Genomic DNA, 20,682 nt, shown 5'->3' on the forward strand with positions numbered 1-20,682 from the left:
CGTTAGTTATATTATAAGTCAATTATTTTTTATCGAAAAACAATAAATAATTATTGATTAACATCCTTGACGAAAAAGAACGAACGTTCCCCCTCTTTTAATTTCTAGTACGTGTTTTGTTATGATTTTTGAGTAGATTTTGTGCGAGTGAAAATCAATAAATATATAATATAGTGTCGGATAATCTGCTTTAATGAGCTAAAAAAAAACAGCTACTTAGCAAAAAGTAACCGTTTTTTCTTGATTTATATCGATTTAGAAGCCTGTTGTATGAGTGCAGCGACCATTTTATCCATCTGAGCAAAGCGATCATCCTGAGTTTGCCCTTTGACATAGCGATAATAGATTTGCTGACAAATAACGGCTAATTTGAAATAAGCAAATGTACAGTAATAATGAATGGCTGACACATCTCGCCCACTCTTCTCTGCATAACGATCAATAAATTGTTGTCGGGTATAAAAACCTGGTAATACAGTTACTGGTGGTTCTCCAAGTGCATATAATAGCATTTTCGGGTCGTCCGCTTGCATCCAATAACTCATTGCTACCCCAACATCAGCTAGTGGGTCCCCTACTGTTGTCATCTCCCAATCAAAAAGACCAATCATTTCGGTAATATCCTTAGAGAACATCGCATTATTCAATTTATAGTCATAATGAATAATGGTTGCTTCATTATTGGAAGGGATATGATTTGTTAACCACTCAGTTAATACGGCTACTTCCGCATGCTCTGCTGTTTTCGCTTTTTCATAACGCTCGATCCAGCCATACACTTGTCGTTCCATAAATCCGTCAGGCTTCACCATATCCTTTAATGGTGTGTCTTGATAAGGAATGGCATGTAATGCAACTAAAGAATCAACCATCATTTCGGACAACTGACGTGCTAGCTCCTCTGTTGGTTCTGTCCCTTTTGGAAAATGCGTATCAAGGACGATGCCTTTTTTGCGCTCCATTAAAAAGAAATCACTACCGATGATGTCTCGATCCTCTACATAGACATACGGCTTGGGAACCGCTGTTAAAAATGGATGCAATGCCGATAAAATTGTAAACTCCCGCTTCATATCATGCGCTTTCTTGGCAACTGGTCCAAGCGGAGGACGACGTAGAACAGCTTCGAAATCTGCTATTTTTAAACAATACGTCAAATTGGAATGTCCTGCACTAAATTGTGATATTTCAAGTTTCCCCTGTGGAAGCTCAGGGAAATAGCTTTCTAAAAAGGCATGTAATTTATCCACATCTAACCGTTCACTTGACCTTACTTGCATCGTATCCATTTTACTTCCCTCCTTAAATAATGGAGCTCATGCCCCCATCTACTACAATGACATCCCCTGTTACATAATCCGAAGCTGGTGCTGCTAAAAATAACGCTACGCCCTTCAGATCATTTTCTGAACCTAAACGTTTTAACGGTGTAACGCCCATTAAATAGTCTTGTCCACGTTCGATTAAAACATTGGACATTTTCGTTGGGAAAAATCCTGGTGCAATGGCGTTGACATTGACTCCATGTGGTCCCCATTTAACAGCTAAATCCTTCGTTAAAGTGATGACAGCCCCTTTACTCGCGTTATAGGCAATCGTGTCCATAAAAGCTGGTAGCGTACCACCTAGTCCAGCGATGGAAGCAATATTAATAATTTTGCCGCTTTTTTGCTCTAGCATAATTTTGCCCACTGCTTGGCTAAATAAAAAGGTTCCATTGACATTGACATCAAATACTTTTTGCCAGGCTTCATAGGGCATATCAATGGCAGGTGTTCCCCATGATGCGCCACTGTTATTGACTAAAATATCAATTTTACCGAATGTTGTGATTGTTTTGGCCACCACATGAGCAATATCCTCTGGCTTTGTGACATCACATGCTAGGGCTAATGTTTGAACACCTAGCTTTTCGAGCCCTGTGGCAACTTCCTCACACGCCTCCACCTTTCGTGAGCATAGGACCACATTGGCTCCAGCCTCTGCGAATCCTTGAGCAATTTGCGCACCGAGTCCACGTCCTCCTCCTGTCACAATGGCTGTTTTACCTTTTAAGCTAAATAACTCTAGGACTGTCATTTCACCAGCTCCTCTTGTTTGTTGGCATGCTTTTTCAATTCTAGCTTAGCAATGGTATTACGATGCACCTCATCTGGTCCATCTGCTAAACGCAATGTGCGTGAATTTGCCCATTGTGCAGCAAGCGTTGTATCTGGACCTACCCCAGCTGCACCAAATGCTTGGATAGCTCGATCAATGACTCTTAGTGCCATATTTGGCGCAACTACCTTAATCATGGCAATTTCAGCTTTTGCCTCTTTGTTGCCTACCGTGTCCATCATATAAGCAGCCTTCAAAGTTAAAAGCCTTGCTTGCTCAATATCCATGCGAGATTCGGCAATACGCTCCCGCATTACCCCTTGATCAGCTAGTGGTCGATGAAATGCCTGTCTCTCCTGTACACGTACACACATTTCCTCCAATGCACGTTCTGCTGCACCAATCAGACGCATACAATGATGAATTCTTCCGGGTCCTAGTCTACCTTGCGCAATGGCAAAGCCTTTTCCTTCACCCCATAAAATATTATCCACCGGTACACGTACATTAGTAAAAGTAACCTCACCATGGCCCTCTGGTGCATGATCGTAGCCAAAGACAGTCAGCATACGCTCCACATTTACCCCTGGTGTATCCATTGGTACGAGAATCATAGACTGCTGCTCATGGATAGGGGCCGTTGTATCTTTATGCTTACCCATAAAAATAGCCACCCTACAGCGAGGATCCCCAGCACCGGTTGTCCACCATTTATGGCCATTTAAAATGTATTCATCTCCATCTCGTTCAATACTTGCCTCAATATTCGTAGCATCACTGGATGCAACAGCTGGCTCTGTCATCGCAAAGCAAGACCGTATTTCGCCTCGTAATAACGGTTCAAGCCACTGCTTTTTTTGCTGTGCCGATCCATAACGTACAAGTACTTCCATATTTCCTGTGTCGGGTGCATTACAGTTAAACACTTCGGGTGCCAGAAGTGAGCGTCCCATGATTTCACATAAAGGTGCGTATTCTAAGTTGGTTAAACCTGCTCCATATTCACTATCTGGTAAAAAAAAATTCCACAAACCTGCCTTTTGTGCCTTCTGTTTCAGCTCCTCCATAATAGGTGGAATCGCTCCCCAACGATCTTCCATCGCCTCGACCTGTGCAGCATAAACGGTCTCATTTGGATAAATATATTGCTCCATAAAATTCGTCAGCTTGTCCTGTAACTTCACAACCTTTTCACTATAGGAAAAATTCATTAGAAGATACCCCCTTTGCTTGAACTTCGCAAAATGAATGAATGTTCATTTTCATTCTTACAATAAATGTTACCGCTATTTTTCTAGTAAAGCAATGTTCTATTTTTGAATTTTCTAACAAAAGGGAAAATTCATTACTATGGACTTACGTCGTTTTGTTTTCAAAAAACTGTAAAATATCCTTCAATAATTGTCGGATGGCTAATGGTAAATGACGGTTTTTCAAGTACACTAGATAGACATTTCGACTTAAATTCACACCCTCAATTTCTTTTTTTACAATCGTTTTGGCAGTTGGCCCTTGCAAGTAATTTTCAGGTAATATGGTCACACCTAAATGTTCTCGTACGAGGGATACAGCCGTTTCAAAACGCTCAATTTCAAATTGAATATCGATGTTTTTACCAGCCTGTTCAAATGACGTTAATATATCTCGTCTTGTTTGAAAGCCCTCGGTACTAATAATAAATGGTTCTTCACAAATGTCTGAGATGGTTAGAACCTCCTTTTGGGCTAACGGATGATGTAAAGGTAACACTGCGACCAATCGTTCTTCATATAAGGTTTGAACTTCTAACTCTGGATCATCCATTAACTGATTGGTGATGATTACATGCGTTTTATAGCTTTTCAAGGATTTTTTCACCCGCTTACTGCCTAAAATATCGACTAAATGAATTTTCATTTGTGGATAGTCTTTTTTATAGTTGGCGATTACTTTCGGCAGCCAATGCTTGATCGATTCCATGCCCCCAATGGTGATGTCCTTCGTGCCATGAACAATCACTTCATCCATTTCAATTTTCAATACTTCCATATTTTTCACAATAACTTTTGCCCGTTCAAAAAGTAACTCTCCTGCTTCAGTTAATTGCAGATTTCTAGTATTTCTTTCTAATAAGGGAGAGCCAATCTCTTGTTCTAATTTTTTGATAGCATTACTTAAGGAAGGCTGCGAGATATGCAGTCTTTCTGCGGCTTTTGAGAAATTCATCTGTTCTGAAACAGAGATAAAATAGTGTAATTGTTTAATGTCCACCTATAGATACCTCCAATATTTATAGTTAAAAGCTATAGATTAATAATAATTATATATTAGTAATTATAATTATGTGAATATATAATGAATTACAACAATACTTTTTCTACAATAATATTAACAATGGGGTTGATAAATTATGTACACACTGACAGATCAAAAACAATGGAAAGGCCGAATAGATTCAACGACAAATACAAGCAGTTTTCGTTTACATCAACAAGTTAAAAGATTGGCGATTAATGATGTAAGCGCTTCAGATAAGAAAAGCGCTGCACTCGTTGGTTTTATCTGCGATGAAGGGGTACGTCGAAATCAAGGCCGTGTAGGTGCAGCAAACGGACCAAACGCACTGCGAGAAGGATTAGCAAGTTTACCGTGGACATTTGAGGACGATCAACAAATCATTGATGTTGGCAATATCGTTTGTCTGAACCATGCGTTAGAGGATGCACAGCGTGAGCTTGGTGAAGTAGTAGCAACAGTACTGCAAAAAAAATTAGCATGTGTTGTGCTAGGTGGCGGACATGAAACGCTGTATGGCCATTATGTAGGCGTTCGTTCTGCCCTACCAAAGGATGCTAAAATCGGCATCATCAATATAGATGCTCACTTCGATTTACGACCATACGATGAACAAACTTCGTCAGGTACGATGTTCCGTCAAATTTTAGAGCAGGATCCCCACGCTGACTATTTTGTTGTTGGTATCCAACGCTATGGCAATACAAGAGAACTTTTCGAAAAAGCCGATGAATTAAAGGTGAAGTATGTTTATGAGGATCAAATGACAGTAGCCAACCAACAGCAATTATCGGCTGAATTACAGCACTACATGGATCAACATGATTATATTCTTCTGACATTATGTATGGATGTCTTGAATGCAGCTTTCGCTCCAGGTGTAAGTGCTCCTTCACCGTTTGGGCTTGACCCATCGACTGTGCGCACAATCCTCCAACAAGTCACTTCACACCCCCACACACATTCATTTGATATATGTGAGGTCAATCCGTTATTAGATGAAAACGGACGTACAGTGAAATTAGGTGCTTATTTTGTGTATGAAGCACTGAACAACTTAGTTAGGAGGCAAGGTTCATGATCGAAATTAATCAAATTACAACGGTGTTTCTAGCCGTTGCACTCTTTGCATTGGGTGGCTTTCTTATTAATAAAATAGGCTTTTTAAAGCGTTTCTGTATCCCAGCTCCCGTGGTTGGTGGCTTATTGTTCGCTGCCCTTGCTACCATCTTAAAAACAACGGGTATCCTAGAAATATCCCTTGATACTTCTTTACAAAGCTTATTTATGATTACTTTCTTTACGACAATTGGCTTAGGTGCAAGCTTTAAACTAGTGAAGCTCGGTGGAAAATTACTCATTATTTACTGGCTAGCATGTGGCTTCCTAGCGTTAATGCAAAATGTCATTGGGGTATCGCTTGCCTCACTCATGGGCATTCATCCTTTAATCGGAATGATGGCTGGAGCCGTTTCTATGGAGGGTGGTCATGGAGCTGCCGCTGCATTTGGACAAACTTTAGAAGATTTAGGTATTTCTTCAGCCATGACAATTGGTGCCGCTGCCGCAACATGTGGTCTAGTTGCTGGTGGTTTAATTGGTGGTCCAATTGTCAAATATTTAGTAGGTAAATACAATTTAACACCCGATGAACAAGAATCGGAAGAAATCGAATATGAGAATAAACATGAGCAAATTACATCCGATTCGTTCTTTACACAAGTCTTATTAATTACTTTCTGTATGGCTGTCGGTACGTATGTCGGCACACTATTCTCAGAGGCAACAGGCTTCGTTCTGCCAGGCTATGTGGGAGCTATGTTTGTAGCGGTCTTAGTCCGCAATATGATGGACAAATTCAAACCAGAAGCAATCAATATGAAGAGTATCTCATTAATTGGTGATGTCACATTAGGTGTTTTCCTTTCCATGGCGCTAATGAGTATCAAGTTATGGGAAATTGCTGATTTAGCGCTTCCATTATTTATCATTGTCTTTGCGCAAGTATTCTTTATTGTTGTATTTAGTATTTTTGTATTGTTTAAATTACTTGGCAAAAACTACGATGCAGCTGTTATGGTAGCTGGTTTTGCAGGACATGGTTTAGGGGCCACACCAAATGCCATGGCCAATATGTCAGCCGTAGTGCAACGCTTCGGTCCTTCTAAAAAAGCCTTCCTCGTCGTTCCGATTGTCGGTGCCTTTTTAATCGACGTATTTGGTATTCCAATTATCATTACAACGATCAATTTATTTAAATAAAAAAGAGCTTTGCAGTCGTCCAGTGCAGACGATTGCAAAGCTTTTCTATTATTGTAATATCTCACTTACTGTGACAAATTCATAGCCTTGTTTCTGTAAATAAAGAATGACATTTTCTAAACCATTGGCTGTCGTTTGATGGATATCATGCATTAAAATAATACTACCATCTTTTACAGAGGCTTTGACATACGCTAAAATTTTATCTGGATTGTGATGTTTCCAATCCAGTGTATCAATCGACCACAAAATAGAAGGGATGGTCATGACAGAACGTACTTGGTCATTGGTCGCTCCATACGGTGGACGAAAAACGGTTGGATACTGCCCAATGGCTGCATAAATAGCGTTACTTGTGCCACTGACTTCTTGTTTAACACCTGCTATTGATAAGGTCGTTAATTTTTTATGGCTCAAGGTATGGTTGCCGATTTCGTGCCCTGCTTCATAGACTTGCTTAACGATTGCAGTATTTCTTGATACATTTTTACCTACCATAAAGAATGTAGCCTTGGCATCGTATTTTTTTAACGTTGCCAAAATTTGTGGTGTCACCTTGGCATCAGGCCCATCATCAAATGTTAAAGCTACCCGTTTTTTTGCGCCTTTCGCCACTGGCACACCTTTATTATAAACTTTGTTATCTATTAACTGAATATCGGCTAGCTCAGAAGCTTTGACATACCCTTTTTGGTCGCCTGCTTCTATATAGGCCCAGCCTGCAAGTGTTATGTAATACTGGACAGTCGTTTTATTGGCAAGTGTACCAAGAACTTCTCCGTTTGGACTCGCTGTTAAACGTAATTCAGCACCAGCCACAGCTTGGATTCGTTTCTTTGTTGGGACAGGTTTTTTTAATGCGTTTGTCGCTACATACCCTATCTCCTCGCCATATTGAACGAAAGACCAACCACCAGGTGCTGTGCCATACACATAAATCATTCGTCCTTCATAGAGCTGTCCTACATGCTGGGCATGTTGACTTGGGGCTGTAAATAAAGTCGTACCACCCTTTTGAATCACTAAGTAACCTTCAGACTTCAGCTTGACTAAAACATCAGATGTGACATAGCCCTCCTGCTCTGGCGTTTGAATATGTGTCCATCCTTTACTTGCTTGTGTTACTGAAACAAAGCTTCCTTTTGATAGTTCCCCGATCTCCGCACTATTCGTAGAAGCTTCTTCATAGATTATCGCATCTTTGGTGACCTTTTGAATCACCACTGACCCTTCAGCACTTGCTGAAAGTTGCCCAGCCAATATGCATATCATAAACGTCAAAACGATTGCATAGGGTAAATATTTTTTCATTGTTCTACACCGCCCTTAGATGTCTTCCATGTCTGTTTGCTAAAAAAATGTTAAGATTTAACTTTCATTATAGAGGAAACATTCATACCAGAAAATAGTAATAATCAACTAGATTCCCTATTACAAGGCTACTCAAATCGTATTTTAATAAATACTTATACATTCCTCCTTCCCGTTTTTCTACGAAACTATGCATAGTTTATGATAATTCAATGATGTCGACTTATTTTGTTAGTTCCTATTTTGAGAATGGATCAGCTTCGTGCTGCTACTAATGAGCCGTTGCTACTAAGAATGGAGCGGTACTATTACTTAGGTGAGCGGCTTTCTTCTCTTTCGGAGCGGGTTCACCTCCTTTATGAGCGGCTCCCTCCTCACTTGGAGCAGATTCACCTCCTCTTTGAGCGGCTCTCTCCTCATTTGGAGCGGGTCCACCCCCTTTATGAGCGGCTCCCTCCTCATTTGGAGCGGGTCCACCTCCTTTATGAGCGGCTCTCCCCTCATTCGGAGCGGGTCTCTCTCCTCTTTGAGCAGCTCTCTCCTCATTTTGAGCGGGTTTGCCACCTTTATGAGCGGCTCTCTCCTCTTTTGGAGCGGGTTCACCTCCTTTTTGAGCGGCTCTCCCCTCTTTTGGAGCGGGTTTCTCTCCTTTTTGAGCGGCTCTCCCCTCTTTTGGAGCGGGTTTCTCTCCTTTTTGAGCGGCTCTCTCCTCTTTTGGAGCGGGTTTGCCACCTTTATGAGCGGCTCTCTCCTCTTTTGGAGCGGGTTCACCTCCTTTATGAGCAGCTCTCTCCTCTTTGAGCGGCTCTCTCCTCTTTTGGAGTGGGACCACCTCCTTTATGAGCGGGTCTCTCCTCATTTGGAGCGTTTCCATCACTTTTATGAGCAGCTCTTCTCAGAAATAGATCCCCTTGCTCGTATTTAACAACAAATTTCTAAAACCTGGATTATCTACTACCGTCCCTAAAATATACAATGCCCTCCTTTCTATTAAGACGCTGGGAGCCATGAAAAAGTTGAGTTTTTTTCATTATTTTTCCTCTTATAGAGCTTTGTATGCAGTGAGGGCATCCTCGATATGTGGGGGTGGGGTCCACATATAGCTTGGGGCATTGGTTGTAATGAATAAAAAAGATTTCCCTTCTTTTTCGATTATGGACGCCAGACACAGTCCTGCTTCGGGGGTATAGCCTGTTTTTCCACCTAGTATTGGTCCGTCTTGACCAGGCAATTTTGTAAATAATGAGTTTGTAATTATTAATTGGTTGGGTACATGGGTTGTGTAGCTTTTCGAGGTAAAGATTTGATAAAAGATAGGATTTTCTAACGCATAACGTAGAAGTTTACTGATGTCCCGCACGCTGGATACATGTGCCTCATCATGTAGGCCACTGGTGTTAACAAAATGTGTATCATGCATGCCTAATTCCTGTGCCTTGTTATTCATCAACGTGACAAATTTATCCTCACTGCCTGCCACAGCATCTGCAAGTGTTCCGGTTGCATCGGCACCTGAGGCAAGGAGTGTGCCATACAATAAGTCCTCCATCGTGACAAAATCTCCTGCTTGAAAGCCTGCCATCGAAGCATTTTGTGCCGTATAGTTCGCAATCGTTCGGGGTTCTACAATGGTTTGTGTTTGTAAATTATCTGTCATCTCTATGGCAACGATAGCTGTCATGATTTTTGTTAAGGATGCAGGATAAATAATAGCATCCGCATTTTTTTCGTATAATACTTCGCCCTGTTCATTGAGTAACAAAGCATTTTGACTATGTAATGATGGCAGTTCTAGATGAGCGAGTTCATATATTTTGTTTGTATAATAAAATAAGAAAACCACGATACAAAGACAGCCCAATAACATCCATTTTTTCATAAAAAACGCCTCCTACACATTATAATAGGCGGCATTTCTTAATATTCCTTGAGAAAAATGAGATGAACTCAAATATTTTCACATGTAAAAATCATCTTCGTAATTTGAACTAATTCTTGTAATCTCTTTATTAGTTAGTTTGAACAATACATCTTGAGAAACCTCTAGCTTGAGAGCCTCTTCTTTGTTTAGACCAGCATAGACGCCGCGCAAAATACGCCCCGTCAAACCGTGCGAGACAATAATTACTTTTGAAAGTGGTTGAATCGTTTCAAGCAAAGCAGTTAGTCTGCTCACAACAGCTTCATAGGTTTCTCCATCTGGAGCACGAAAATACCAATTAAAGGCATCCGTTTTCGTTAATAAAGCAGGCCAATCTTGCTGTATTTCTGCCATGGTTAAGCCAGCCCATTGTCCCACAGCAACCTCTGTTAAACGTTGATCCTGCTTCACCTTGTTAATGTTATAGCCAAGCGTTTCACAAAGTATGACTGTGCTCTGCATGGCTCTTCCCATTGGACTTGATAGGATGGTCCATTCATCTGCATCGCCAATGAGTGATTTCAGCATGCGTGCATTTTGCTGAACTTGCTCCCGGCCACGCTCTGTTAGTGGTGAATCAAGCTGTCCCTGATATCTCCCTTGTGTATTATAATTTGTCTCACCATGACGAAGTAAATAGATTATTTGCTCCATTTTATTTCCCCCATTCCAAAGTAAAATAGCTGTTAAAACAGCACTAGTACATAGACCAAGCTAAGAAACAAACATAACGGACTATACCATTTCGAATCATTTTGAGCAAATTTGGAATGCTTAATGGTTTTAAAAAAGCCAACATATTTAAAATCACCAATTGCTCGTATCAAAAATACCAGCGCACAAACGATACTGCCTATTTTTGAAAAAATAGAGGCTTGAAAAAATGTCATCCACCCTCCTTGAACAAGGATGATACTACTTGCTAGCAACACCAGTATTGCTACACAGAGCGTTCCCCATTTCCTAGGAACAAAAACGGCTTGTTGGCTGCCTTCTTTCATAGGAATAACAGCTTCTGTACCCCATCGACCACCAAAAGCCCAATAAATATGTATTACACTAATCAGCCATAATAGTCCCACTGCGACAATTGATAAAATAAACATGTTCTACCTCCCTATTCACATTTCCATACGATATCGTATGTTTTGGCGATAAATATAGTCCCTCAAAGCTTATGTCGGCTCTGAGAGACCTTCTTATTGTAATAGGAGCTTAATCATCTTTTCGAGATCGAAATGAGGATTGGCTTCGAATCGTGTCATCCAGCCAATATAGGTTAAATAAGCCAATCTTGCACGGTCAGTAGATTCATTTATATCTACACCACTTTTTTGATAGAGTGTCGCCACACAGTCAATTCGCTGCTCCTCTATTTGAACGATACGCTTTGCGACATCTGGATCATATTTGGACCAAGCATAAATGCCTATCTCCATTTTTTTATTTTTGTGAAAACTTATCCGTAAAAGCTGTTCTAAAGTAGCATCTTCTTGCTCCATGCTTTGAATAATGGCCTTTGTCGCATGGGTTTCCCAATAGTCGAGCATGGCATCTAATAGCTGTTGACGATCACGAAAATAATGATAAAAGCTCCCCTTGCTAATGTTTAATGATCGAGCAAGTGCTTCAATACGGACTTTATGTATGCCCGCTTCTGCTAATTGCTCTAGACCCGCTCTAATCCAATCTTCTTTCGTTACTTGCATGATTGCCCTCCAAAAAATACGATAGCGTATGTTTTGTCTTATATTACCACTTTATGCATCCCTCATCAACTTTTATCGTTTTTATGGCGAACATTAATATGATTATTCACTGTAACATGGACTGTTACCACTCGTGGTAAAATACATGCACACACTATAATAAGCGCAATCAACTTTTTCATTCGTCTACTCCTTGTCTTAAAAAGTATTATCAAATAGCTTTTCTGCAATGCCCTGTAAAATATCTTGCTCCTCAAATGTCATAAGTTCATCTTTCGTGATTGTTGCCTGCTGAATCAATCGGGTTGATTGGATTGTCACTAGTTTTTCAAACAAGTTTCGAATATAACGACCATTCGAGAAATTAGGGATGGTTTCAATTGGCATATGACGTAGCTGTGCTTTCATATGTTGGGCAAATGCATCGCCAAATTGATAGTCGTTCGTTTGACAAAGCATCGCAAAGATATCATAGAGTTCATCAGTGCTAAAATTATCGAATTGTACAAAATGATTAAAGCGAGATTTAAAGCCTGGATTAGATTGTAAAAATTCCTCTATCAGCTCTGTATAGCCAGCAACGATAATTACTAAGTCATCACGTAGATCCTCCATTGCCTTTAATAAACTATCAATTGCTTCCTTCCCAAATGCATCCTGTTTATCATTTATTAATGCGTAGGCTTCGTCAATAAAAAGTACCCCACCCTTCGCTTTATTGACGACTTCCTGAACCTTTAACGCTGTTTGTCCGACATAGCCAGCGACTAGCCCCGCACGATCTGTTTCCACAAAATGCCCACTTGAAAGGACACCAAGATGCTTATAGATTTGGCCAATAATACGTGCCACCGTTGTTTTACCTGTGCCTGGATTGCCTGAGAAAACAAGATGATACGTAATAGGAAAGCTTGTTAAACCATGATCCACACGCAGACTTTGAATTTTAATAAAGTTAATTAAATTATGTAATTCCTTCTTTGCATTTGGAAGACCTACAAGACTATCTAATTGTTTTTGTAGCTTGGCAATCTCTTGCTCGACTTCAGGTGTAATGCGTAATCGTTCGTCGTTGATAAATTCTCCACTATAGATGATTTTGCCCTCTTCATTAAAATAATCGCCTCGTCCATGTTTTTTGCCTTGCACGAGGTCACCAATATAGGAAGCCTGCCCATTGGCATAATATAGCGTTCCTTGCCCTGTCATCACATCCTCTTTAAATTGCCCTTCCGCTTCTAGAATCCCATCCCTAGCATATACTTTGCCTTTACCATGCTTTAGATCTTCAAAAAAATGACCTTCATAGTGGAGTGTTGTTACCCCACGATCAAGCTCCTCAGCTGTTGGTGATTCTGTAGGATAATACAGCTTCCCAGCCCCTTGCATATGATGCCAAACAAAATCACCCTCATATTGTAACAATCCATTTGGATAATATTGCTTACCTTTTCCTTTTTTCATACCGTGGACAAAATCACCCTCATACTGCGGTTGATTTAAATGTGGGTACTGTGATCGCAGTGCTTGATAAGGGGCCGTCACATCCTCTTCATAATATAGAATTCCATAACCATCCATTAAATCATTGCGAAAATGACCTTCATAATGAATGTGACCATCCTTGTATAAAATGCCATGACCTTGTTTTTTATTTTGAATGAATTCGCCCTGATAAATGAGTTGTCCTTTTAAATACATGATGCCATTGCCTTGCTTCATATGATTGACGAATTCACCCTCGAATAATAATTCTCCTTCTTGATCAAATAGCGAGCCCTTGCCGTCATAGATATCGTGGCCAAAATCATTCTTTTTGACGCCACCTCGATACATGATCGTTCCATTTGGATAAAATAGTTCTTTTTCTTCATGATTATGTGTCATTTAATTGCCTTCCTTCATCATTTCAGTATATGCTCAATTATAGCGTGGAAAAGAATACATATGTGTGAATTTTTAGAATTTAAGGAGACGAGCATGAAAAAAAGATACAAGCTACTTCTAGGCATTTTACTACCACTACTTATTCTGTATATCTCGACAATGTTGTTAACACGAGACACTGATTTTACAACAGAGGTAACAGAACGTCTCGAAATGGAGGAAATTTATGAAATTGAAATCATTCGTTCCTCAGATGAGAAAACATTGACCATTACTGATGCAGCAGAAATCAATCAAATGATGCAGCCATTAAAGAACCTGCCTTTAAAAAAAGTGTGGTTTTCTAAATCCAATTCTAATGAAGCTTACTGGCTGACATTATCGATCAATGATGGCAGGGAAATTGGCTTGCGTTTAGATGATAATCAGCATTTATTTGTATATTTATATGAAGAAAACTACATGAAAGATTATAAACTTGCTAAGGATGTCGATATGACATTCATCAAGCAATTGTTTCAGTAATCGTAAAAACCCGTGCGCAAATGCACGGGTTTTTCATGTTGTTGAAAAAAGATGATGTCAACGCCAGAAAAAGCAACTTTGCAAGGTGAGAGGTTGATTTCCGTTCCGCCAGCGTCCTTTCCTGGGGGCGTCCGATGAGCCGCTTCACTCACTTACGCTCGCTCCACTCCAATCAAGCATTCTGCAAAGTGTCTTTACTTTTTTTCATAATCAAATCGCCTATTATCTGTATTTTTAGAGGGGATAAGCTCTTATTTTCAGTGTGGAGAAGTGATGCGTGACAACACCTCTTCCTAAAGAGTAGTGAACACCTTCACTTTATCTGAAAACCTTTGCTAAAAAGGTAACACTTTTGTGGGTTGGAGTGGAAGGCTACTTGACTCCCGTGGGATAGCGAGACAGGCGAGCCCCTACACGGAGCGGTAGCGGAGGAAGCGGCTCGGCGCTCGCCCACAGGAAAGCAAGTAGCCTGCAACGGAAATCCATTTCTACCTTTCAATTGACTGTTTTGTTTTTCAACACTAAGAAAAACCCGTGCGCAAATGCACGGGTTTTTCATGTTGTTGAAAAAAGATGATGTCAACGCCAGAAAAAGCAACTTTGCAAGGTGAGAGGTTGATTTCCGTTCCGCCAGCGTCCTTTCCTGGGGGCGTCCGATGAGCCGCTTCACTCACTTACGCTCGCTCCACTCCAATCAAGCATTCTGCAAAGTGTCTTTACTTTTTTTCATAATCAAATCGCCTATTATCTGTATTTTTAGAGGGGATAAGCTCTTATTTTCAGTGTGGAGAAGTGATGCGTGACAACACCTCTTCCTAAAGAGTAGTGAACACCTTCACTTTATCTGAAAACCTTTGCTAAAAAGGTAACACTTTTGTGGGTTGGAGTGGAAGGCTACTTGACTCCCGTGGGATAGCGAGACAGGCGAGCCCCTACACGGAGCGGTAGCGGAGGAAGCGGCTCGGCGCTCGCCCACAGGAAAGCAAGTAGCCTGCAACGGAAATCCATTTCTACCTTTCAATTGACTGTTTTGTTTTTCAACACTAAGAAAAACCCGTGCGCAAATGCACGGGTTTTTTATATGCAACGATAATTTTGCTGCATAGCTTCGATGATTTCAATAATCTCTTCTCTCAGTTCAATTGGCTCTAATACCTCTATATCGGCTCCTTGACTTAACAACCATTCTTTCATGCCATGTCCTAACACTTCTGCCTCAAAAACATATTCATGCTTGTTTTTGGAAACTAGGTTGGCTGTTGGGAAACGACCGTAAACAATTTGAGGAGATTGGCCTTTATAGAGAATACGTATATGAGTAAGCTCATTAGCGTCCTCTACTCGTATTTGATTTACAGCGGGAAATTGAAATTTTATATCCATTTCACGAAAATGCTGAATACGATCCATTCTGTAAACAGTTGGGGTGTCATGATTATCTGCCATTAAATAAAAATAATGTGTTGAAAGGATAATAGTGAGCGGCTTTAAAACCTTAGTAGTTGGAATAGCTTCACCCTCCTGTAAATAATCAATCGTAATGACCTTTTTCTTTTGAATGGCGGCTGAAATTCCCCATATCAAAGACAATAATGACTTATTATGATGGACATCTTCATACACAGCGTTTTCATTTAATAATATTTGATCCAGTTGATCTACTGCTACTTGTGAGAGAAGCTGCTCCATGATCTCACCGATATCAGACTTTATGAGTGCTTTAGATGCAATCAATATTTTAACGATGACCAGTACCTGTTCTTTAGATAAACGATTGCTTTCCTGATTCAATAATTTATACACTTTTTCTGTTCGCACATATTGTAAATGGCAATCAAGCTTAGCCTTTTCCAGATACGTACGAATCTCATCGATATCCCGTTGTATGGTTTTTTCACCAACCTGATGTGTCAATGCTTCCTGCTTCTTGTTGATTCCTTGGCCATTCATCAATCGATCAAACATCGATAGAACGCGATAGCCTTTGCCTTGTTGTGAATCTACCATATATCCCACTCTTCCTTCTATCATGCCCAGCTCGCAATACATTGGACATAAATAGCCTTCCTACTATCAATTACGCCTCAGCGTGATTGCGTCCGGATTTTTTCGAGTTGCTCCAAAAGCTCCTCTTCAAAATCTGTGACATCCGCTAGGGCTTTTATCTTGATTCAGTCGGTGTTTGGACACCCACTAAGATGGGCGTTTTCTGCTGAATCAAGATAAAACTTCTACTTTATTGGTATAATTTGTACTATACGCATCCTACAATAAATCACCATTCAAGCAGCACAATAGACTGTATTTCTGACATAATTAACTAAAATTTTACAGCATTTTAGATGAAGGTGTCACTTTTTAACCATTGAAAAAGGACTTCCATTGAATGAAAGTCCTTCTACTCTTTTATTTAAATTTTACAGCCGTTCCATATACCAATACTTCTGATGTACCATCCATTACAGAGGAAGTAGCATAACGAACGCCTACAATCGCATCTGCACCTAATTGTTTGGCTTCCTCAACCATTGCCTCTGTGGCAATTTCACGAGAGCGCACAAGCATTTCAGCATACTCTTTCATCTCTCCACCTACAATATTGCGAAGTCCAGCTATCATGTCACGACCAATGTTTCTGGATTGAACAGAATTCCCTTTCACCAGTCCTAATGTTTCAATAATATCTTTTCCTGCCACAATGTCTGATGTAGCTAATAGCATCATGATGCCTCCCCGTTCTTTAGTTTTTGTATTGCTTTCACAGCCTCTTCAATAGAAGATGTTATCACGCCATTGCGTTTAATTAACCCAACAACAAATAAATTACGATAAACAAACTGATTCTCTAGCCCATCTCGGATCAGAGCCTCTATTTTTTGCATGTTGTCCCGCCCCTGCTGACGAACATCTGTTAGTACACCAATAATGGGACGATTCAGCATAGAAAACGCACCAATTTCTGCGGCTACACCTGAATCAATTTCCACACCATCCAATACAGCTATTAGTACATCACTATTTTGTAGCATCTCTAAATCGGCTTGAGCAATGGCTAGACTATCTGCATAGGCAGATTTATCATTGATGGCTTCATTCTCCTGGGGTACGTACAATGCGATGCCTGGCACTGCCTCGCGAATAGCTGCTGCCAATTGTTCATTCACGAAACGATCCCCTAACGAAAATAATCCATTTGCTAAATATGCTTTCATGTTTAGAACTCCTTAATCGATTGTTTTTTCAAATATAATTTTATGTCTTCCTTTTTCATCACTAAATGTTGATAGTATATCAAAACCATGTTTGAGGTTGGTAATGAGCATGGCTTTACGTGTATTTCTACCATATGTACGAACTTTGTGAAAGCCTAAAGTCTTGATATGTTCATGCTGTTGTTTCATTAATTGGCTTGCAATCCCTTGACCTCGTTTCGTCACATGAACGCCACCCAACCAACTATAAAAAACACCATCTGGATGTGGATAGCCTAGTTTAAAGCCGATTAATGTGTCACCTTCCACTGCCAATATGCAAAGAAGGCCTTCTTTCTTATCTAGCTTTTCGAGTGGCAAATTAGCACCATCAAAAACGTGTGCGTGGATTTTCTGTAATTGTTCAAGCCAAGCATAGGGTATGCCTTCTATCGTCACAATATGCATATTCATCACCTCTGTCTGTCATTATAGCAGTTCTATAGCCTGAAGAAAAAGATAGACATCTGCTCCAAAAGCAATTATTACCAATGCATAAAAGTAACTATTTTCCACCTTAGCTATTTTCGTCCTCCATCAATTTCAGTATACTGAACGAAAATAAGAAACGATAGTTAGGAGGAAGTCCAGTTGACACCATTTACTAGTTGGTTAACCAATTCATTGCGCCCTTATTTCGGCCTACATACCCTAGAAACACATTGGGAAACGATTCAGATTCGAGAGGATTATTTTATTTGCCTTGAAGGGGATCTCATTAAAAAAAGAATTTTCGTTAATGAGCATAGCTACCAAGAAGCAGATGTGGACATTTTAACACGTAATCGAGAAGTCATCGTCCCTCAAACCGCGCGTGGAAAAGAAAAGAAATTGAATTACACCAATATATCCGCTGTGAAAGCTGCAGGCGTTGTTTTTTCTGCTAGTCTAGGTAACCAAAATCACCCATCTAGCTCTATTACGGCTCGTAATACCAAAACATATTACCAGCTACCACTAACAGGCTTTGAGCATTTAACGACTAAATCGGCTCTCTTGAATTGGTTACAGCAATTTCCATCCCAGCTTCCTGCAGATTATTCAGCCAAGCTTGAAAAGCTAACAAAGATGAAAAGTCTACGCTATAAGACTGTGCCAGGCGATATTTTTCGTGTAGAAATCGATTTATTTGTGGACGGCTATGTGCTTGTCATTGGCGATTTACGTCAAATGCAAAAGGATCATCTCTTTGCAGAAGATAGTATTTGGCATAATGTAATGACAATGCCATTGTTCGTCCGGCCCTATTTGTTGACAACGACAGAGCGCGTGCCTTCTCTTGAAGAAATCATATCCGCTCCATTGGCCGCTCAAACCCATATTGTGATGGACGACCATTTTATGCGAGGGTGCTATGAAAAGATAGGTCACAAAATGTTAACAGCATCCGATATTGTATTCCCAATGGGCTATGGCGTGACACTAAACTATGGGAAAGAGCCTCGATATCGTCTATCCTGGGGAACAGGAAACATTAGTAAACCTGCACCTTCAACCTCATTTCAAACAGCTAGCCGTTTTACCAATCATGGTGTCTTTGCAGGCGTTGCCAGTGATTGGTTGAAACCAGAAGAAGGAATTGTAACAGCGTCGCTAGATCATCCGCACTTCCGTGAAGAACGTCAGCGGGCACTAGCTGAATTTAGTTTACCAGAAGATATCTCCTATGATGATTTTAATCGCCAAACTGGTGGATTGACGCGCACCCAATATATTGATTACCTCAATAAAACCTATCCTCGTACACACAAAAAATAGAGGGAGCTTCTAAATGCTCCCCCTTCACTTTTCATCGATGGTTGATTTCATCCAATAATTACTTATAATAAAGAGATATTAACCAACTCCATCACTTGAGGTGCATTTTGTATGTATTTTGGCATTATTCCACTGATTCTTTTCGTCGTTTTTCTCATTTCTTACTTCAAAGACCCAAGAAAAATGATCAACGGGCTATTATTTAATCTATTTGTCTGTTCATTTCTGCTATTCTGCGTCATCCTATCTTTAGCATCTGACCATTACTTTTTAAGGCTTATTGTCATTATTCCACTCATTGCTCTATTCATCCTAATTCCTTTTGGCATTGTTGCTTTAATGTTTGGTTTATTTTTAAATGCGAGAGTATTAATGAAGCGAGAAGGTAGACGTTTAGCCAATTCCTTAACACTACTCGTGGCAATTGGCATCTTATTATTTATCCTATTACCGATTATCAATCCAGCAAGTTTGTTTTCAATCCATCTCCAGCCCATTTTTGGTGGAATTTCACTCATTACGTTTTATTTTTTTATCCATTTATCCAATTTTTTATCCGCTTATTTTCTTTACCAATTCAATCGACCTCGATTGAACCAAGACTTTATTATTGTGCTAGGCAGTGGATTAATTAATGATAAGGTCCCTCCACTTTTAGCTAGTAGAATTCAAAAGGCAATGGATTTCTATCATAGGCAAGCAGCAGTGACTACACCACCTACCATTATTTTCTCTGGTGGACAAGGTCCTGATGAGAATCTACCAGAAGCTGAAGCGATGCAACGATATGCAATTGAAAAAGGCATTCCTATTGAGCATACACTTCAGGAGAACCGCTCTGTGAATACCTATCAAAATATGTTATTTTCTAAGCAGCTCATGGATGATCGAAAACAAGGTGAAACCTACAACAGTATTTTTACCACAAATAATTTCCATCTATTTCGTGCGGGTATTTATGCAAGGCTCGCGGGATTAGATAGTCAGGGCATTGGCTCTAAGACAGCCTTTTACTATTGGCCCAATGCGATGATTCGTGAATATGTAGCGATTGTTGTGATGGCACGAAAACGCCATATGAAAATGATTGGACCTATTGTAATCATTTCCATAGCGTTATCTCTATTCAGCTTTGTCTTTATATAAGTTCTATCATTTGGATTCGTGCACTTTTTATAGAAAGTGTCACGAATCCTTTTTGATGCTGTCATACCCAAAATTTCTTCATCTGTTGCTCATATAATGTCTCATAGTAAAATTGGCGAGGATAGCGTTGTTCTTGTAATACCTGATAGAGAATGGATTGACCTTCCTCATAGCGAATCCCCTCATCACAATGATCAAATAGTTCTCGTGTCAGCTGTCTTACTAGGCGAACATCTTTTGTATTCACTCTCCAGCCAAATTGAATCAAATCATGTTGATCAAGTGGATCACGATAAGTATCAAGTACCACACAGACATGTGGCAGCTGCTTATTCGCAAATACCAAAACATGCCCTGTATGGATGGATTGATTCAAATAACATTCGTAAATCTCTGCTATCGGCACTTGGATATCAAGCACATCCATAATGGTCTGTAAAGTTGGATGTGCTTGATAGTCATCACTTGCCTCATCTGGATATTCAATCAATTCCATGATTGAAACTATTATCCAAAAATCATAGGTCACTTACACTCA

General features: G+C 40.0%; 21 protein-coding genes. 5 read left to right on the forward strand and 16 right to left on the reverse strand.

The annotated features are described in order from the left end of the window. Positions 1-245: 245 nt before the first annotated feature. From MHB65_RS13690 to MHB65_RS13705, 4 genes are all read right to left on the reverse strand, one after another. Positions 246-1,289 carry a phosphotransferase family protein gene (locus tag MHB65_RS13690; protein ID WP_342440712.1) on the reverse strand — a complete coding sequence of 348 codons (1,044 nt, stop codon included), beginning with the start codon at positions 1,287-1,289 and terminating at the stop codon, positions 246-248. Between the two features lie 13 nt (positions 1,290-1,302). Then, the gene (locus MHB65_RS13695; RefSeq protein ID WP_205443939.1) at positions 1,303-2,079 is read right to left on the reverse strand and encodes an SDR family oxidoreductase; all 777 of its coding nucleotides are present in this window, start codon (positions 2,077-2,079) and stop codon (positions 1,303-1,305) included. Continuing rightward, positions 2,076-3,311: an acyl-CoA dehydrogenase family protein gene (locus tag MHB65_RS13700; RefSeq protein ID WP_342440713.1), complete on the reverse strand. Its 1,236-nt coding sequence runs from the start codon at positions 3,309-3,311 to the stop codon at positions 2,076-2,078. The genes MHB65_RS13695 and MHB65_RS13700 overlap by 4 nt, the downstream gene beginning before the upstream one ends. A gap of 145 nt (positions 3,312-3,456) precedes the next feature. Next, entirely contained in the window at positions 3,457-4,350 is an 894-nt protein-coding gene (locus tag MHB65_RS13705; protein WP_342440714.1) for a LysR family transcriptional regulator, read from the reverse strand. A gap of 139 nt (positions 4,351-4,489) precedes the next feature. Between MHB65_RS13705 and hutG the strand changes: the two genes are divergently transcribed. Together hutG and gltS are read left to right on the forward strand one after the other, a co-directional pair. Then, positions 4,490-5,455: a formimidoylglutamase gene (gene hutG, locus MHB65_RS13710; protein ID WP_342440715.1), complete on the forward strand. Its 966-nt coding sequence runs from the start codon at positions 4,490-4,492 to the stop codon at positions 5,453-5,455. After that, the gene (gltS, locus tag MHB65_RS13715; protein WP_205443946.1) at positions 5,452-6,636 is read left to right on the forward strand and encodes a sodium/glutamate symporter; all 1,185 of its coding nucleotides are present in this window, start codon (positions 5,452-5,454) and stop codon (positions 6,634-6,636) included. Before hutG ends, gltS begins: the two co-directional genes overlap by 4 nt. A gap of 48 nt (positions 6,637-6,684) precedes the next feature. Here the strand turns inward: gltS and MHB65_RS13720 are convergent, their stop codons facing one another. The 7 genes from MHB65_RS13720 to MHB65_RS13750 all read right to left on the reverse strand — a co-directional run bounded on the left by MHB65_RS13720 (position 6,685) and on the right by MHB65_RS13750 (position 13,464). Continuing rightward, positions 6,685-7,947: a polysaccharide deacetylase family protein gene (locus tag MHB65_RS13720; RefSeq protein WP_342440716.1), complete on the reverse strand. Its 1,263-nt coding sequence runs from the start codon at positions 7,945-7,947 to the stop codon at positions 6,685-6,687. Positions 7,948-8,259: 312 nt separating this feature from the next. Then, positions 8,260-8,718: a hypothetical protein gene (locus tag MHB65_RS13725; RefSeq protein ID WP_342440717.1), complete on the reverse strand. Its 459-nt coding sequence runs from the start codon at positions 8,716-8,718 to the stop codon at positions 8,260-8,262. Between the two features lie 271 nt (positions 8,719-8,989). Next, complete coding sequence (locus MHB65_RS13730) at positions 8,990-9,826, reverse strand: serine hydrolase (RefSeq protein ID WP_342440718.1); 837 nt, start codon at positions 9,824-9,826, stop codon at positions 8,990-8,992. A 78-nt stretch (positions 9,827-9,904) separates the two neighbouring features. Next, positions 9,905-10,522: a histidine phosphatase family protein gene (locus MHB65_RS13735; RefSeq protein ID WP_342440719.1), complete on the reverse strand. Its 618-nt coding sequence runs from the start codon at positions 10,520-10,522 to the stop codon at positions 9,905-9,907. A gap of 32 nt (positions 10,523-10,554) precedes the next feature. Further along, positions 10,555-10,974: a DUF3995 domain-containing protein gene (locus MHB65_RS13740; protein WP_342440720.1), complete on the reverse strand. Its 420-nt coding sequence runs from the start codon at positions 10,972-10,974 to the stop codon at positions 10,555-10,557. Between the two features lie 93 nt (positions 10,975-11,067). After that, entirely contained in the window at positions 11,068-11,577 is a 510-nt protein-coding gene (locus MHB65_RS13745; RefSeq protein ID WP_342440721.1) for a helix-turn-helix domain-containing protein, read from the reverse strand. A 198-nt stretch (positions 11,578-11,775) separates the two neighbouring features. Beyond that, positions 11,776-13,464, reverse strand: coding sequence for an AAA family ATPase (locus MHB65_RS13750; protein WP_342440722.1), 1,689 nt, complete (start codon positions 13,462-13,464; stop codon positions 11,776-11,778). A gap of 93 nt (positions 13,465-13,557) precedes the next feature. Here MHB65_RS13750 and MHB65_RS13755 point away from each other — a divergent pair, with 93 nt between their 5' ends. Then, complete coding sequence (locus MHB65_RS13755; protein WP_205443959.1) at positions 13,558-13,989, forward strand: hypothetical protein; 432 nt, start codon at positions 13,558-13,560, stop codon at positions 13,987-13,989. 1,077 nt (positions 13,990-15,066) lie between these two features. On the opposite strand, the gene MHB65_RS13760 is transcribed toward MHB65_RS13755, so the two are convergent. From MHB65_RS13760 to MHB65_RS13775, 4 genes are all read right to left on the reverse strand, one after another. After that, positions 15,067-15,996, reverse strand: a complete 930-nt coding sequence (locus MHB65_RS13760; protein WP_342440723.1) for a WYL domain-containing protein — start codon at positions 15,994-15,996, stop codon at positions 15,067-15,069. A gap of 399 nt (positions 15,997-16,395) precedes the next feature. Then, positions 16,396-16,710, reverse strand: a complete 315-nt coding sequence (locus tag MHB65_RS13765) for a YbjQ family protein (RefSeq protein WP_205443961.1) — start codon at positions 16,708-16,710, stop codon at positions 16,396-16,398. Then, positions 16,710-17,201 carry a nucleoside 2-deoxyribosyltransferase gene (locus MHB65_RS13770; protein WP_342440724.1) on the reverse strand — a complete coding sequence of 164 codons (492 nt, stop codon included), beginning with the start codon at positions 17,199-17,201 and terminating at the stop codon, positions 16,710-16,712. Before MHB65_RS13770 ends, MHB65_RS13765 begins: the two co-directional genes overlap by 1 nt. Before the next feature lie 12 nt (positions 17,202-17,213). After that, the gene (locus MHB65_RS13775; RefSeq protein WP_342440725.1) at positions 17,214-17,648 is read right to left on the reverse strand and encodes a GNAT family N-acetyltransferase; all 435 of its coding nucleotides are present in this window, start codon (positions 17,646-17,648) and stop codon (positions 17,214-17,216) included. A 183-nt stretch (positions 17,649-17,831) separates the two neighbouring features. Between MHB65_RS13775 and MHB65_RS13780 the strand changes: the two genes are divergently transcribed. Together MHB65_RS13780 and MHB65_RS13785 are read left to right on the forward strand one after the other, a co-directional pair. Beyond that, positions 17,832-18,998 (forward strand): immunity 26/phosphotriesterase HocA family protein, encoded by a 1,167-nt coding sequence (locus MHB65_RS13780; protein WP_342440726.1) that lies wholly within the window; start codon positions 17,832-17,834, stop codon positions 18,996-18,998. Positions 18,999-19,109: 111 nt separating this feature from the next. Continuing rightward, positions 19,110-20,144: a YdcF family protein gene (locus MHB65_RS13785; protein ID WP_342440727.1), complete on the forward strand. Its 1,035-nt coding sequence runs from the start codon at positions 19,110-19,112 to the stop codon at positions 20,142-20,144. Between the two features lie 61 nt (positions 20,145-20,205). Here MHB65_RS13785 and MHB65_RS13790 read toward each other — a convergent pair whose 3' ends face one another. Continuing rightward, complete coding sequence (locus tag MHB65_RS13790; protein WP_342440728.1) at positions 20,206-20,673, reverse strand: hypothetical protein; 468 nt, start codon at positions 20,671-20,673, stop codon at positions 20,206-20,208. Between the last annotated feature and the right edge of the window lie 9 nt (positions 20,674-20,682).

The sequence above is a fragment of the Lysinibacillus sp. FSL K6-0075 genome (assembly GCF_038592945.1).
Classification (GTDB): domain Bacteria; phylum Bacillota; class Bacilli; order Bacillales_A; family Planococcaceae; genus Lysinibacillus; species Lysinibacillus fusiformis_F.